Source organism: Paraburkholderia sp. (genome assembly GCF_036488795.1).
Taxonomy (GTDB): Bacteria; Pseudomonadota; Gammaproteobacteria; order Burkholderiales; family Burkholderiaceae; genus Paraburkholderia.
The window spans coordinates 18,257-33,833 of sequence record NZ_DASXHA010000128.1; the positions used below are offsets into that span (position 1 = coordinate 18,257).

General features: G+C 63.2%; 14 protein-coding genes. 7 read left to right on the forward strand and 7 right to left on the reverse strand.

Annotated elements, in window-relative coordinates; all coding sequences use genetic code 11:
• Positions 1–31 precede the first annotated feature (31 nt).
• The 3 genes from VGH41_RS18360 to VGH41_RS18370 all read right to left on the reverse strand — a co-directional run bounded on the left by VGH41_RS18360 (position 32) and on the right by VGH41_RS18370 (position 3,376).
• Positions 32–814 (reverse strand): alpha/beta hydrolase, encoded by a 783-nt coding sequence (locus VGH41_RS18360; protein WP_331598943.1) that lies wholly within the window; start codon positions 812–814, stop codon positions 32–34.
• 283 nt (positions 815–1,097) lie between these two features.
• Positions 1,098–1,985, reverse strand: a complete 888-nt coding sequence (locus tag VGH41_RS18365; RefSeq protein WP_331598944.1) for a farnesyl diphosphate synthase — start codon at positions 1,983–1,985, stop codon at positions 1,098–1,100.
• Between the two features lie 11 nt (positions 1,986–1,996).
• The gene (locus VGH41_RS18370) at positions 1,997–3,376 is read right to left on the reverse strand and encodes an FAD-dependent oxidoreductase (protein ID WP_331598945.1); all 1,380 of its coding nucleotides are present in this window, start codon (positions 3,374–3,376) and stop codon (positions 1,997–1,999) included.
• Positions 3,377–4,070: 694 nt separating this feature from the next.
• Here VGH41_RS18370 and VGH41_RS18375 point away from each other — a divergent pair.
• On the forward strand, positions 4,071–4,607 hold the full coding sequence (locus tag VGH41_RS18375; protein WP_331598946.1) for an RNA polymerase sigma factor: 537 nt from the start codon (positions 4,071–4,073) through the stop codon (positions 4,605–4,607).
• A gap of 187 nt (positions 4,608–4,794) precedes the next feature.
• Here VGH41_RS18375 and VGH41_RS18380 read toward each other — a convergent pair whose 3' ends face one another.
• From VGH41_RS18380 to VGH41_RS18390, 3 genes are all read right to left on the reverse strand, one after another.
• Positions 4,795–5,571 carry an enoyl-CoA hydratase gene (locus VGH41_RS18380; protein WP_331598947.1) on the reverse strand — a complete coding sequence of 259 codons (777 nt, stop codon included), beginning with the start codon at positions 5,569–5,571 and terminating at the stop codon, positions 4,795–4,797.
• Between the two features lie 96 nt (positions 5,572–5,667).
• Positions 5,668–7,386, reverse strand: a complete 1,719-nt coding sequence (locus VGH41_RS18385; protein WP_331598948.1) for an AMP-binding protein — start codon at positions 7,384–7,386, stop codon at positions 5,668–5,670.
• Positions 7,387–7,477: 91 nt separating this feature from the next.
• Entirely contained in the window at positions 7,478–8,611 is a 1,134-nt protein-coding gene (locus VGH41_RS18390) for an acyl-CoA dehydrogenase (RefSeq protein ID WP_331598949.1), read from the reverse strand.
• A 228-nt stretch (positions 8,612–8,839) separates the two neighbouring features.
• On the opposite strand from VGH41_RS18390, the gene VGH41_RS18395 reads away from it, so the two are divergent.
• The 6 genes from VGH41_RS18395 to VGH41_RS18420 all read left to right on the forward strand — a co-directional run bounded on the left by VGH41_RS18395 (position 8,840) and on the right by VGH41_RS18420 (position 14,860).
• Complete coding sequence (locus tag VGH41_RS18395; RefSeq protein ID WP_331598950.1) at positions 8,840–9,883, forward strand: AraC family transcriptional regulator; 1,044 nt, start codon at positions 8,840–8,842, stop codon at positions 9,881–9,883.
• Positions 9,884–9,962: 79 nt separating this feature from the next.
• Complete coding sequence (locus tag VGH41_RS18400) at positions 9,963–11,528, forward strand: nodulation protein NfeD (protein ID WP_331598951.1); 1,566 nt, start codon at positions 9,963–9,965, stop codon at positions 11,526–11,528.
• Positions 11,525–12,298 (forward strand): slipin family protein, encoded by a 774-nt coding sequence (locus tag VGH41_RS18405; protein WP_331598952.1) that lies wholly within the window; start codon positions 11,525–11,527, stop codon positions 12,296–12,298. The genes VGH41_RS18400 and VGH41_RS18405 overlap by 4 nt, the downstream gene beginning before the upstream one ends.
• A gap of 104 nt (positions 12,299–12,402) precedes the next feature.
• Entirely contained in the window at positions 12,403–12,666 is a 264-nt protein-coding gene (locus tag VGH41_RS18410) for a DUF4148 domain-containing protein (RefSeq protein WP_331598953.1), read from the forward strand.
• 207 nt (positions 12,667–12,873) lie between these two features.
• Entirely contained in the window at positions 12,874–13,347 is a 474-nt protein-coding gene (locus tag VGH41_RS18415; RefSeq protein WP_331598954.1) for a YaiI/YqxD family protein, read from the forward strand.
• 211 nt (positions 13,348–13,558) lie between these two features.
• Positions 13,559–14,860: an NCS2 family permease gene (locus VGH41_RS18420; RefSeq protein ID WP_331598955.1), complete on the forward strand. Its 1,302-nt coding sequence runs from the start codon at positions 13,559–13,561 to the stop codon at positions 14,858–14,860.
• Between the two features lie 83 nt (positions 14,861–14,943).
• Here the strand turns inward: VGH41_RS18420 and VGH41_RS18425 are convergent, their stop codons facing one another.
• On the reverse strand, positions 14,944–15,234 hold the full coding sequence (locus tag VGH41_RS18425; RefSeq protein ID WP_331599019.1) for a DUF1488 domain-containing protein: 291 nt from the start codon (positions 15,232–15,234) through the stop codon (positions 14,944–14,946).
• Between the last annotated feature and the right edge of the window lie 343 nt (positions 15,235–15,577).

Genomic DNA, 15,577 nt, shown 5'->3' on the forward strand with positions numbered 1-15,577 from the left:
CCGGCAATACCCGGGCGACGTGCCCGCCGCGTTACTTCTGCACACCGGCCGCTTCGAGAATCAGGTTCGCCACCTCGGTCGGATGCGACAGCAGCGACACGTGGCTCGACTCGAGTTCGATGGTATGCGCGTGCATGCGGTTTGCCATGAAGCGCTCGAGATCCGAATTGATGGTCCTGTCTTCAGTCGACACCGCATACCAGGTCGGCTTGTCATGCCACGCGGCGACGCTGGTCTTCGCCATCGTGATCGCCTTGCCGATCGGCTGCTGAACCGCGTAGTACGTCTCTGCTTCCGCCTTCGGCAGGTCGCCGGCGAAGTCATTCACGAAGGCCTGCTCGGAGAGTTTGCCGTAACCGTCGGCTGACCACTGCAAGCCCGCCGACGCAGGTGCAGGCGGGTATTTCTTCGTCAACGCCGGGTAGTCCTCGCCGGCATCTGGCGCCCGCGCAGCGATGTACACAAGGCCGGCCACCTTCGGATCGTCGCCGGCCTGGCTGATCACCATGCCGCCGTACGAGTGCGCGACCAGCAGCGTCGGGCCATCCTGTTGCGCAAGCGCTCGCTTGACCGCATCCACGTCCGCGTCGAGCGAGGTCGTCGGATTCTGCACCGCCGTGACGTGCAGGCCTTTGGCCTGCAGCAGCGGAATCACTTTTTGCCAGCTCGAACCATCTGCAAACAGCCCGTGAACGAGTACGACGTTCTTGATGGGCCCGGACGCGGCGACGGTGCTGTCCTGCGCGAATGAGGTCGCGGCGCTCAGCACCGTGGCGCAGGCGAAACCCGCGAGGACAAACGAACTCAACTTCATGAGACTTCTCCGAAATGGTATGGGACGAGATTCGTGAATTTCGCCCCCCTTTGTGGCGAGTCGATAGACGAACCATACCCAGACGATCGCCCGCGTACGGATGAATCGCTCTGGTGTACGCAGGGACAAACACACTCTCGCCGGGAACATTCCGTTCACTGCAAAATTCTTTTGTGAAGCCAGGCGGTGCCGACCGAAACATGGGGCGCAACGCGCCCCTGATCGAGGCATGCCCTGCCGCAGCACCGGGCCGTTGCGTGTAATCACCGACGTGCCGTGCCGATCAGTGAACACGATTGACCACCAGATTGGCCAGCTCGCGCAGACACGCAGCTTGCGGGCCGAAGCGGTCCAGCGCAGTACGTGCATCGCGTCCGAGCTGGTGAGCCAGGTCGCGCGATGCATCGAGTCCGATCATCGACACGTAGGTCGGTTTGTCGTGCTGCGCGTCCTTGCCCGCCGTCTTGCCGAGCGTCGCCGAGTCGGCGGTCATGTCCAGAATGTCGTCCACTACCTGGAATGCCAGACCGATTGCCTCGGCGTAGGCGTCCAGCGCGCTCATGGCGGACGCCTCCGGTGTCACGCCACAGAGTGCTCCCATTCGCACGGCCGCGCGAATCAGGGCGCCGGTTTTCTTGCCGTGCATGGTTTCGAGTTCGGCGCGCGACAACTGGGTGCCGATGCTCTCCAGGTCAATGGCCTGCCCGCCCGCCATACCGAGGGAACCGCTTGCCCGTGCCAGTTCGCGCATCAATGCCGCCTGCTGTACGGCGTTCAAACCGTTGTCGTCTGCCGTTAGCGCGATGAATGCCTGCGACTGCAGCGCATCCCCTACCAACAGCGCGATAGCTTCACCATATTGCACATGTACCGTTGGTTTCCCACGACGCAAAGCGTCGTTGTCCATGGCCGGCATGTCGTCGTGCACAAGCGAACAGGTGTGAATCAATTCAAGCGACACGCTCGCGACCACAAGAGCCTGCGAACCGGCACCGACCAGTTCGCCGGTCGCGTGACATAGCAGCGGAAGGACCCGCTTGCCGCCGCCGAGCACTGCATAGCGCATGGCTTCATGCAGCTTTGCTGGCGCGCAGTCTACTTCCGGCAAGCCATTTTGCAGCGCTATTTCCACGCGATCGAGGCACGCACGTATCCATTGCGGGAAGGTCATGACCGGTGCCTTCAATCGGTATCAACCAGAGAGACTTCCCGCGTCGGCCCCTGGCGTCCCGTCGTTTTCCGGATGATGTCCGGTGAATGTAACGCGCTTACAGGCTTGATCAGGTGCAAGACTTCGAACAGCAGCTTGTGGACGTCGGCGCTATGGCACGCCGCACGATTGAGCGCGACCAGATGGTCAAGCGCCTCTTCCAGGTCGGCTGGACGTTCGCCTCGCGCGTCGGGATATGCGAGGTCGGGAAGCGCCGACAAGGCCCATGGGCTTTCGATGAACGGTTGTATCGCGCGGAGATATTGCTGACCAAGCGTCGCAAACGTTTCGTCTTGCGTTTCTTGCGCGTCAACAAGGTTTCGAAGTACAACCGCTTCCTGTAGTGCGACGCTCATTCCCTGTCCATAAACCGGATTGAAGCGGCACACTGCATCCCCGATCGGGATCAGGCCGCGCGGAAAATCTCCTGGACGGTCAAAGTGCCGCCGGCGGCTTTCGGGGAATCCATACTGGATGATCTCGCCGCGAAGCGTCGCGCCCTTGATGGCGTGGTAGAAGGTGGGTGTCTCGAGACCCGCAGCGAAAGCTAGAAATGCCTTGCTGTCAGCGGGCGGAAAATCAGTTCCGCGCCCGCCCAGCACGACAGACCAGTCACCATCTTCACGCAGCAGCATCACGCCAATGCGGCTGCGCTTCGGTGCGCCCGGCAACGTTGCCAGAGCCTTGAAGTCAGGTTGTGCTTCAGCGGGAATTTCATAGACCGCGCTCGAATAGCCGAGATCGACACCGATGACCGTTTCTTCGGGGACCGGTCTACCCGTCGACTTAAGGAAGTTCAGTGTGGGGACTCCACGGCCGGATGCGTCCACCACGAGGTCAGCGGACATCACCTCCAGCGTCCCTTCGCTAGTCATGAAGGAGACCGAATCGACCGCCTCTCCGTCGGACGTAGCGACAATTTCGACCACGCGGCATTCACTGCGAATTACCACATTCTTGCGCTCCGTAACACGCTGACGCACAGTCAGTTCAAGCAACGGACGTGTCATCAGGAAGAAGGCCACACCGAGATCGCGCCGCGGAAGGGCCTCCTGCCCCGGAAACTCGAATTGCTGATCAAGGCCACAGTCCCCGACGTAAGCTCCCGCTTGCGCAATGCTGGATGCAAAGTCAGGGAACAGATCGCATAGCGCACTGAGTCCGCCAGAGAGCAGTCCGTGAGGATGTCTGCCTTGCGGTACGCCAGGGCGTGGAATCGCCAGCGACGGCAGGTAATCCCGCTCCAGCACGACGACCTGCTCGAAACGATCGGCGAGCGCTTGCGCTGCGGCCAGTCCACTTATTCCTGCGCCGATGATAACGGCGCGTCTAGCCGGAGAAGTACGTGACATCAAAGCTCCTCAATCAGTAAAGATGATGTTCCAGTTCGCCGAACCAACGTCGCGCAACGGATGCAATTCGAGGATGCAATTCATGTCCGAGCCGCTCCGGTGAATCCGCCTACGTAAGCAGAACATCTCTGATCGCCGCTTTATTCCGCATCGCGAAGCGCTATAGCCGTGCTCCACATCGTTCCATACGGCCGTCCTGGCGGCTTCGAAAATCACGTCATTCAGTCATTCAGTCGTTCGTCGCATAACGATATGCTTCGATTCACTACGACGACTCACGTTCTGCCCCAAAATGGCGATGTTGCAAGCACGCTTAGCAAGGCTGAACGCTCAATCCCGGTGGCGATTGCAACGCCTTTGTTCGCATAGGTGGCGTGGCTAACGCTCCACGGTGTGGCAACGGAAAGATTTGCATTTGCTATCTTCGGCAGCACAGGCATTACGGTAAAAGTGTCAAGCTTCGCAACGAATACAAAGCTTTATCCTGTCTGGTCCACGCTATCACTGATCGATTGGCTCAAGAAAGTTGGCTCGCTCGCTGTGGTTTGTCGCCGCGGGTTTCAACGAACATGACTATTTCGTTTCGACGCGCCGCCAGAAAAACAACCACTGGCGGCGTCGAAGCGTGCCCCGAAAAATCTCTCAGGGTCACACTGATGTGCGGTAGTACACGACCTGGCGAGGAACTATGTAGATGGGCGCCGAAGACGATTTACCCCAGTTGCTGCCAGACTTGCTGCCAAGACTGTGGGCCTTTTCATTACGCTTATGCGGCAATCAGCATGACGCCGAGGACTTGCTGCAACGCGCTTGCCTTCGGGCGTTAGAGCGGCCAGATCAGCTTCGCCCGGACACCGCACCGTTGAGCTGGATGTTTTCCATCATCCACTCCATATGGATCAATGAGCTGCGAGCGCGCAAGATCCGCAGCCAAGGTCGTGTCGATTGGGATGACGCGCTTCTCGACACAGTCGCCGACCCGACCACGCGCACGCCCGAGCAAGACATGATGAACGGGCAAATCATTGAAGCGGTCGAACGGCTGCCCGAAGCTCAACGCACCGTCATGCTTCTGGTAGCAGTCGTGGGTCTTAGCTACGGCGAGGCAGCGGAAGTATTGGGTGTACCTATCGGAACGATCATGAGCCGGTTATCGCGCGCAAGGCAGACGATTGGTGCGCGCTTTAGCGAGCACGACTGTGTCTCGGACAAGCCTTCGAACGGAAGTTAGAAGCCGGCTCTCTCACACATGACAAATCAATGTTGCATGACGGAAGCGGCCCAGCAATGGCTTGACCGCCAGACGCACGTTGCGCGGCGTGGCAATCGGAAGGCGAGATTTTTTGCCGGAGCAGACTCAGGACGTGAACGTGCCGTCCGGATATCGTTTGTCCATCGTGTCTGCCTTAAAACGAAACCTATATCCCCGCCCATCGCGCAGGGCGCTTCTCCAAAAACGCCTGAACCCCTTCCCGCTGGTCAGGACCGTCAAACAGATCGACAAAGCGTTCGCGCTCCACCGCGAGCGCGGCCGAGCGCGGCACGCCATGACGCGCCTGATGGATCAATTGCTTGCTGAACGACACCGCCTGCGGACTGAGGCTCGTCACACGCATGGCTATCGCCAGTGCGGCCTCGCGTGAGGCGCCCTTCTCCACCACTTCTTCGACCAGTCCAATACGCAATGCCGTAGCCGCATCGACCCGTTCGCCGGTCAGAATCATCCGTTTGGCCCAGCCTTCTCCAACCAGCCAGGGCAGCGTCTGCGTACCGCAACCGCACGGCAACAAGCCCACCGCTGTTTCCGGCAAGGCAAGTTGCGCATGCTGTTCGGCAATGCGGATGTCGCAGGCCAGCGCGCATTCCAGACCGCCGCCCATCGCATAGCCGTTGATTGCCGCAATCACCACAGGACGCGCGTTTTGCAACGCTTCGAAGGCCGATCCGAAACGGACGGCCGCGCTTCGCGCAACTTCGCGATTGCCGTCTTCGAACGTGTTGAGATCGGCGCCCGCGCTAAAGAATTTCGGGCCATCGCCGGTGACGACGACGGCACGCACGCGCGCTTCGCCGTTCAGACGTTCGACGATATGCTGCAGTTGCAGCAGGCCATCCGGCGTGAACGCATTCGCCGGTGGCCGCTTGAGCGTGAGCAGCGCAATCGCGCCGTCGTGCGCGTAGTCGAGGTCAATCATTGTCTTGCTCCATCCCGTGCCGTTATTTCGAGCGACGCTCCGATCAAAGCGATCTTCATGCGCCGGCTCTCCCGTTCGTGATTCATATGGTTCGCGCTACTTGCCATTCGCGTTCGTCAGCTCCGGAAAATCCTCTTCCCAGTACTCGTCCGTCAAACGTGCAGGTTCGGCTTCACGTTCGAGTTCGCGGCGCCGCAATTCCACGCGCCGGATCTTGCCGGAAATGGTTTTGGGCAACTCGCTGAACTGGAGGCGCCGGATCCGCTTGTAGGGCGACAGCTTCTCACGCGAAAACTGAAACACGCTGCGCGCAAGCTCCGGACTCGCCTCATAACCGTGGCGCACCGTGACGAACGCCTTGGGGACCGACAGTCGCACAGGATCGGGACTCGGCACCACGGCGGCTTCGGCAATCGCCTCGTGCTCGATCAGCACGCTCTCCAGTTCGAACGGACTCAGCCGATAGTCCGACGACTTGAACACGTCATCGGCACGGCCCACATACACGTAGTAGCCATCGTCGCGCCGCAGCGCCACATCGGACGTGTGGTAGTAACCGTTGCGCATGGACTGGACCGTGGCGTTGGGATTGTTCGCGTAGCCCGTCATCAGACCCAGTGGCCGCTGCGCAAGCGGCAACGCGATTTCCCCTTCGCTGACCGGATGATCGTCGGCGTCCACCAGTTCGATGGTGTAGCCCGGCAGAGGCCGGCCCATCGAGCCGGCCACGACCGGCTGGCCCGGCGAATTGCCGAGCTGGCAGGTCGTCTCGGTCTGGCCGAAGCCATCGCGGATCGTCACGCCCCACGCATGCCGCACGCGCTCGATAATCTCCGGATTCAACGGCTCGCCCGCACCGACGATTTCGCGCAGCTTGACCGGATACTCCGCGAGCGGCTCCTGTACCAGCATGCGCCACACAGTTGGCGGCGCGCACAGCGTGGTGACGTTGCAGCGGACCAGCACGTCAAGCGTTTCCTTCGGCACGAAGCGCGCGAAGTTGAAGACGAACACGCAGGCCTGCGCATTCCAGGGTGCGTAGAAGCAGCTCCATGCGTGTTTGGCCCAGCCGGGCGAACTGATATTCCAGTGGATATCGCCGGGCTGCAGACCGATCCAGTACATCGTCGAAAGATGTCCGACCGGATAGCTCTGATGCGTATGCTCGACGAGCTTCGGTTTGGAGGTCGTGCCGGACGTGAAGTACAGCAGCAGCGGATCGGTGGCGCGCGTCGGGCCATCAGGGGTGAACTGCGGCGCGGCATCGCAGGCGGCGGCGAGGTCCGTCCAGCCAGCGCGCGGCGCGCCGACCGAGAGGCGCGTCAACGGCACCTCGAGCGTGTCGAATTTGGCCAGCTCCGCGCTATCCACCACGGCAAACCTTGCGCCGCCGATCTGCACGCGGTCGCGCACGTCGTCTGCGGAAAGCTGGGTGGTGGCGGGCAACACAATGGCGCCGAGCTTCATGGCCGCCAGCATCACGTCCCACAGTTCGACGCGATTGGGCAGCATGAGCAGCAGACGGTCGCCGCGCCCCACGCCCACGCCGCGCAGAAAATTGGCCATGCGCGCCGAGCGCTCGGACATCTGCGCGTACGAGTAGCGCGTGCCCAGGCCTGCGGGATCGTCGACGATCCACAACGCTGGATTGTGGTTGTCTTGCGCAATGACGTCGAAGTAGTCGAGCGCCCAGTTGAACTGATCCAGCACCGGCCACGCAAACTCCCGATACGCGCGCTCGTAATCGGTTCGATAGCGCCACAGCAGGTCACGCGCGTCGAAAAAGCCCTGCGCCGAAGCGGTTCTCTCGGTCATCGTCGTCTCCGTCTCATGCAAGCTGCTTGCGCGCCCATCCAAAATGGTCGCGATTGGCGCGAATGCGCTCTCCTCGCGGATCATTCTGCACTCAAACGTGCCGCGCAATCACCATTCTTTGCACTTCGCTGGTCCCTTCGTAGATTTGCGTGATGCGGGCATCGCGATAGTGCCGCTCTACCGCGTAGTCCTGAAGATAACCGTAGCCGCCGTGAATCTGGATCGCGTTCGAACAGATCTCCTCGGCCAGTTCCGAGGCGTAAAGCTTCGCCTGCGAAGCCTCCGACAAACACGGCTTGCCCGCGCTGCGCAGCCGCGCCGCATGATGCACGAGCAGGCGCGCGGCGTTCAGGCGTGTGGCCATATCGGCCAGCATATTGGCGATGGTCTGATGTTCCCGCAGCGCCTTGCCGAACTGGATGCGCTCGTTGGCGTAAAGCCGCGCCGCGTCGAAAGCCGCCCGTGCGATGCCAACCGCCTGAGCCGCAATGCCGATGCGCCCGCCTTCGAGATTCGACAGCGCGATGCGCAGCCCTTCGCCGGGCTCGCCAAGCAGATTGGCTTCGGGCACCGCGCACTCGTCGAGCGAAATCGGGCAGGTGTCCGAGGCACGAATGCCGAGCTTGTGCTCCGGGCGCCCCACGTTGAACCCGGGCGTGTCCGTCGGCACGATAAAGGCCGACAGACCGCGCTTGCCGCGTGCCGGATCGGTCACCGCAAACACGATGGCAAGGTCGGCGCGCGCACCATTGGTCACGAACTGCTTGCTGCCGTTGAGAATCCACTGGCCGTCGCGCAGCACGGCGCGGGTGCGCAGATTATGGGCTTCGGAGCCGGCTTGCGGCTCGGTCAGGCAGAACGCGCCGATCCGGCGGCCGGTGGCGAGGTCCTGCAAATAGCGGTCCTTTTGTGCATTCGAGCCGAAGTTCAGGATCGGCCCGCAACCCACCGAGTTGTGCACGCTCATCACGGTCGCGCAGGCGGCGCAGCCGGCGGCGACTTCCTCCAGCGCGAGCGCATAGGCCACGTAGTCGGTGTACGAGCCGCCCCACTCCGCCGGCACGATCATGCCGAGCAAACCCAGTCCGCCCATTTGCCGCACGACCTCATCGGGCAGATGGGCGTCGCGGTCCCATTGAGCGGCGTACGGCGCGAGCCGGCCCACGGAGAACTCGCGTGCCGCATCGCGGATCATCCGTTGTTCGTCGGTGTAGAAGTCGTCCATGAGCGGGTTGGTATCTCCGGTTGTCTTGCCAGCCTGTGCGGCAAGTGTAGGCAAGCCGCTGGACAGGTTCGATGCTCTGGCCGATCATTCTGCATGAGCGCATTTGCCATGTCGGGCTGAAACTGCGGTAATTTCAGGCTGGACGTGGCAACTGCAACTGAATCCAGCAGTGGACAAGATGAGCGCATTTGCCAGCATCCGCCATCTTCCACGCTTCACGTTTACCCCATGACCCTCAGAAACGACAAAGGGACGATCTCCGTCGCACTGGTTGAAGAAACCCTGGCGCTCGCGCGTGCCCGCGGCGTCGATGTGGATGCGCTGCTGGTCGCAGCCGGCATTGCGCCGCATATGTTGAAGACGCCGAAAAGCCGGGTCTCGTCGGCGCAATACGGCGCACTGTGGGCCGGCATCGCCCGCGCGCTCGACGACGAGTTCTTCGGCCAGGACTCGCATCCGATGCGCTGCGGCAGCTTCATCGCCATGACGCAGACCGCCTTGACGGCACGCACCGGCGCACAGGCGCTGGCTCGCGCGGTCGGTTTCATGCGCCTCGTGCTCGACGATCTGAGTGCGCACGTCACCGCGGATACCGGGCGCGTGCGGATCACCTTCACGCATCGCGAAGACAAGCCACCGCCGACGATGTTCGCCTACGCCACGTATTTCATCGTCATCTACGGCCTGATGTGCTGGCTGGTAGGCCGCCGTATTCCACTGCTGGGCGCGCGTTTTCGCTGCGCCGCGCCATCCGCCGCACACGAATACCGGCTGATGTTTTGCGACGACATGCGCTTTGGGCAGGCGCACTCCTACGTCGATCTATCGGCGCAATTTCTGGCGTTACCGGTGATCCAGACCACGAAGTCGATCAAGCCGTTTCTGCGCGATGCGCCTGGCAGCTTCGTCGTCAAGTACCGTAATCCGGAATCGCTGGCGGCTCGCATCCGCAAGATGCTGCGCGCGCTGCCCATGAGCAGCTGGCCCGCCGCGGATCAGATGGCGCAGCGCCTGCACGCTGCCGAAGCAACCATGCGACGGCATCTGAAGCAGGAAGGCTATACCTACCAGTCGATCAAGGACGACCTGCGGCGCGACATCGCGATCGGCGAACTGCAGGACAGCACGCGAACCATCGCCGAGATCGCGATGCGTGTCGGGTTTGCCGAACCGAGCGCGTTCCACCGGGCGTTTCGCAAATGGACCGGCATGCGGCCCACCGACTACCGGCTCGCACGCGCGAGCCTCACGCATCCCGCGGAATCGGACTAAGCTATTAGTAGCAGGCTTACTAGCCCTTTCCGGCCCGCGCCGCCCGATACCCTTCGATGCGGCGCGCCGGCCGTCAGCGATGAGAACGTATCCACGTCTCCCGTTTCGGCAATCCGGTCCAGGCCGCCGGCATCTTCCCGGCAGTCCAATGGTCCGGTTTCTGCGCGGCGTTGCCGCGCTCGGCTTCCTGCTGGCGTTCGCCGGCGCGCTTCCCATCGGTTTCGCCGGCGGCTTTGCGACGCAAGCCGCCGTGGCGCCCGGCGACGTCATCGTCATTCCGGTCAATGGCGCGATTGGCCCCGCGAGCGCCGACTTTATCGTGCGCAGCTTGCAGCGCGCTGCCCAGCAACACGCGCAACTCGCCGTGCTGCAACTCGACACGCCCGGCGGGCTCGATACGTCCATGCGGCAGATCATCAAGGCGATTCTCGGCTCACCGGTGCCGGTGGCCGCGTTCGTCGCGCCGAGCGGCGCGCGCGCCGCGAGCGCGGGTACCTATATCGTCTACGCAAGCCATATCGCGGCGATGGCGCCGGGCACCAATCTCGGCGCGGCCACCCCGATCCAGATGGGCATCGGCGGCGGGGCCGAGCCGCCGGGGCAAAACGCTCCCGGCTTGCCGGGAGCAGCGCGGCCTGAAGCGGGAGCCTCAGGTGTGGCCGGCGGATCGGGCGCGGCCGGCTCGATGCCGCTGGATTCGCAGTCGACCGAACTGCGCAAGCAGGTCCACGACGCGGCCGCCTATATCCGCGGCCTCGCGCAATTGCGTGGCCGCAATGCCGACTGGGCCGAACGCGCGGTGCGTGAAGCAGTGAGCCTGTCGGCATCGGAAGCACTGGTGCAGCACGTGGTCGACGTCAATGCCCGCGACGTGCCGGACCTGCTGCGCAAGCTCGACGGCCGCACGGTCAACACCGCGTCCGGCGACCAGCACCTGAGCACGTCGAGCGCGCCTGTCGTCACGCTCGAACCCGACTGGCGCAGCCACTTCCTCGCGGTCATCACGGACCCGAACGTGGCGCTGATCCTGCTGATGCTCGGCATGTACGGCCTGTTCTTCGAGTTCGCCAATCCGGGCTTCGTGCTGCCCGGCGTGGTGGGCGCAATCAGTCTGCTGCTTGGCCTGTTCGCCATGCAGATGCTGCCGGTCAACTACGTCGGGCTCGGCCTGATTTTTCTGGGGCTTGCGTTTCTGATCGCCGAAGCCTTTCTGCCGACTTTCGGCACGCTGGGCTTCGGCGGCATCGTCGCGTTCGTGGTCGGTGCGCTGATGCTGATCGATACCGACGTGCCCGGTTACGGCATTCCGCTACCCATGATCGCCGCCGTCACCGCGTTCAGCGCGCTGTTCATTTTCACGGTGTCGAGCGTGGCGCTGCGCGCGCGGCGCCGGCCGGTCGTCACGGGCTCGGAGGCGCTGATCGGCAGCCTCGGCGTCGTGCTCGACGACGGCCCCGCGCCGGACGGCAGCGGCGCCGGGGAGCGCTGGGCACGGGTGCATGGAGAGCGCTGGCAGGTGGAGAGCGCGGTGCCGCTCACAGCCGGGCACGCGGTTCGCGTGACCGCGAGGCGCGGGCTCACGCTGACCGTCGTGCCCGTCGAACCCTCACAACAACACCCCTCTTTCGCGGGAGAACGCTCATGATGGGTTTCACATTCGGCTTTGGCAGCATCCTGATCGTGCTGGTGGCCGTGCTGATCGTGTCGTCGGTACGCATCTTTCGCGAGTACGAACGGGGCGTCGTGTTCATGCTGGGCCGCTTCTGGAAGGTCAAGGGGCCGGGACTCGTGTTGATCCTGCCGATCGTCCAGCAGGTCGTGCGCATGGATCTGCGCACCGTCGTCTTCGACGTGCCGCCGCAGGACGTGATCACGCGCGACAACGTGTCGGTCAAGGTCAATGCGGTGGTGTATTTCCGTGTGGTCGATCCGGAGCGCGCCGTGATTCAGGTCGCGAAGTACTTCGAAGCGACCAGCCAGCTTTCGCAGACCACGCTGCGTGCGGTGCTCGGCAAACATGAACTGGATGATCTGCTGGCTGCGCGCGAACAGCTCAATGCGGATATCCAGAAGGTGCTCGACGCGCAAACCGATGCATGGGGCATCAAGGTGGCGATTGTCGAGATCAAGCACGTGGACATCAACGAGACGATGATCCGCGCGATTGCCCGTCAGGCTGAGGCCGAGCGCGAGCGGCGCGCGAAGGTGATTCACGCGGAAGGCGAATTGCAGGCTTCGCAGCATCTGCTGGAGGCCGCGCAGACGCTGGCCCGGCAGCCGCAGGCGATGCAGTTGCGCTACCTGCAGACGCTGACGACGATCGCCGCCGACAAGAACTCGACCATCGTGTTCCCGCTGCCGATCGACCTGCTCAATGCCGTGCTGGAGCGGATCGGCAAGCCGGCCGGTTTTTGAGGCGCCAGCCCGGCATCCGTCACGCCGCATGGCCGGTTCGCGCCGGTCAGGGACGCGGTACCTGACATAGAGGGGTTGTACTTACCGCTCCAAAGGAGCTTGCTATGAAATTCATGTCTCGTGTGATGCTGGGCGCAGCGCTCGGCGCGTGGTGTGTGACGTCGGGTTTTGCGCAGGCGTCGCCTGGCTCGTGCGACCCGTCCGCGCCGAAGACGCGCGCCGAGGTCAAGGCGGATCTCGCCCAGTGGCTTGCGGCCGGTTACGACCCGCTTGACTGGCTCGACTATCCCGACAACGCGCAACGCGCAGGCCGTATCGTCTCGCAGCAGCGCGCTGCCGCCGACAATCACGGCGCTTGCCCGCAGTAGCCGGAGTTCCGGCCGCCCTGTGGTGCAACAAGCCAGGGCGAATACTGAAGCACCCGCGGCTTTGAAGACTGCCGGCACATGAGTCGGCGTGTCTCCGCGCTCGTCCCATCGCTCCGTGTGCGTCCGATCCCGCCCGGCTGCGCTTGCCGCTAGCCCCGCCTGCTGGCAAGGTATCATCTCGCCCCTTCGATACATCTAGCCGACACCATGCCAATCTGGGTAGACGCCGACGCCTGTCCGGTCGCCATCAAGGAGATGCTGTTTCGTGCCGCGCGCCGCACCGGCATGCCCGTGACGCTGGTCGCCAACCAGTTTCTGCGTGTGCCGCCTTCGCCACTGATCCGCGCCATTCAGGTGCCGGCCGGCTTCGACGCCGCCGACGCGCTGATTGCCGGGCGCGTCGTCAGCGGCGACCTCGTGATCACCGCCGATATCCCGCTCGCCGCCGCGGTACTGGCCAGGCACGCCGAGGCGCTGGATCCGCGCGGCAACTGGTACACGCCCGGCACCATCGAAGAGCGGCTGCGCATGCGCGCGATGCTCGACCAGCTGCGCAGCAGCGGCGTGGATACCGGCGGCCCCGCCGCTTTCAGCCCGCGCGACAGCAAGACGTTCGCAGGCGAACTCGACCGCTGGCTGGCCCGCCAGCCCCCACGTCCCACTCCGGCGACGAGCCCGTGACACTCGCATCTCGCACTGCAGCACAATCGCACACTGTTGCATTCACTCGACGCCCACTCCGCCAATACGCGACTTAAGCGGTACTTCTGCGCCATTCGTGACTACAATCCGCCCGTAGCGCTGGACGAGCGCCCGCCTCGGCGAAAAGCGGCAACGCCCGTCGACTCGACCTCTACAACAAACAACTTCATCACGACCCGAGACCCGCCTCATGGACTCCGTAAAACGATATTTCGGCTTCGACGAAGCTGGCACCAACCTGCGCACCGAACTGCTCGCGGGCCTGACCACCTTCCTGACGATGGCCTACATCATCTTCGTCAATCCGGCGATTCTCGGCGACGCGGGCATGCCCAAGGACGCCGTGTTCGTGGCGACCTGCCTCGTGGCCGCACTCGCCTCGCTGATCATGGGCCTCTACGCGAACTATCCGATTGCCTGCGCGCCGGGCATGGGGCTGAACGCGTACTTCGCGTACACGGTGGTCAAGGGGATGGGTTTCACCTGGCAGGCGGCGCTTGGCGCTGTGTTCATTTCCGGCTGCCTGTTTTTGATCGTCACGCTGTTCAGGGTGCGTGAAGTGATCGTCAACGGCATTCCGCATTCCATCCGCATCGCCATTACCGCGGGTATCGGTCTCTTCCTCGCAATTATTTCGCTCAAGAGCGCGGGCGTGGTGGTCGGCAATCCGGCCACGCTGGTTACGCTCGGCAATCTGCACGATCCGCACGCCATTCTGGCGATCATCGGCTTCTTCGCGATCGTCACGCTCGATTTTCTGCGGGTGCGCGGCGCGATCCTGATCGGCATTGTCGGCGTGACGGTGTTGAGCTTTTTCTTCGGCGGCAACCAGTTCCACGGCGTGGTGTCCGCGCCGCCGTCGATCGACGCGACGCTATTTCATCTCGACATTCGCGGGGCGCTCTCCACCGGCGTGCTCAACGTCATCATGGTGTTCTTCCTTGTCGAACTGTTCGATGCCACCGGCACGCTGATGGGCGTCGCCAATCGCGCGGGTCTGCTGGTGGAAGGCAAGATGCACCGTCTGAACAAGGCGCTCCTCGCCGACAGCACCGCGATCCTGGCGGGTTCGCTGCTGGGTACCTCGTCGACCACGGCGTATATCGAAAGCGCGTCCGGTGTGCAAGCGGGTGGGCGCACGGGCGTCACCGCCGTCACGGTCGCCGTGCTGTTCCTCGCGGCGCTGTTCTTCGCGCCGCTGGCAGGCGTGGTGCCCGGTTACGCGACCGCGCCGGCACTGCTGTATGTGTCGTGTCTGATGCTGCGTGAGATGGCGGGTCTGCCGTGGGATGACGCCACCGAAGTTGTCCCCGCCGCGCTGACCGCCTTGCTGATGCCGTTCACGTACTCCATCGCGAATGGCGTGGCATTCGGCTTTATCTCGTACGCGGGGCTCAAACTGCTGACTGGCCGCGCCCGTCAGGTGAAGCTGGTGGTCTGGATCATCGCGGCGATTTTCCTGTTCCGCTACTTCTACCTGGGCGCGGAATAAGGCGGCGCAGCAGCAACGGGCGAAGAACAGGAACCTGACGGGCGGGCGGCCCACTGACCGGCCAACCGCCCGCAGCGTGGCCCTTAATTGCGCCAGTTCGCCTCATAGAAGCGCACGTATCCGCTGCGTAAAACCAGGCATTGCGCACTGGTTTCCGACAATAGCCGGCGCGTCGCAGCCTCAATCCGGGCACGATGCGCGGCGAACGCGCCGATCATGTCTTCGAGGCGCGGCGACGCTGCGCCAAAGTGGTCTTCGAGTGCTTCGGCGGTGATCATGCACTCCACCCTCTCTCCATCAACCATTGCCGGGAACGCCAGGGTAAGTTCGCGCCCTGAATATTCAGGGGTTTCGTTCGGGAAAATGATCTGCATGGGATTCGCCTTGGGTTGACGGTGGATCACTCGGGTGGCCGCGCACGCCTGTTGTTGGTTGCCTCCGTGATGGTCGAGGCGCGGGCTGACAACAACCGCCGGATGTGCACAAACACGCAATCCGCGCTTGAATTCATTCACTTTAGACGAGTTCCGCCGCGCCGCAAGTTTTCCTTTTGTCTGGGCTAAAGGGGTGCGGACATCAGCAAAAAAGTCTTGTGAATGGACGCGGACGGCGCCACCGACAGCCGCGCGGCGTGATCCTGTAAGATGAAACTTCGGCGGCGCGGCCATGCTGCGCTGCAGGATGACAGCAGGCGGGCAACGCACCCGTCGCGTCGGA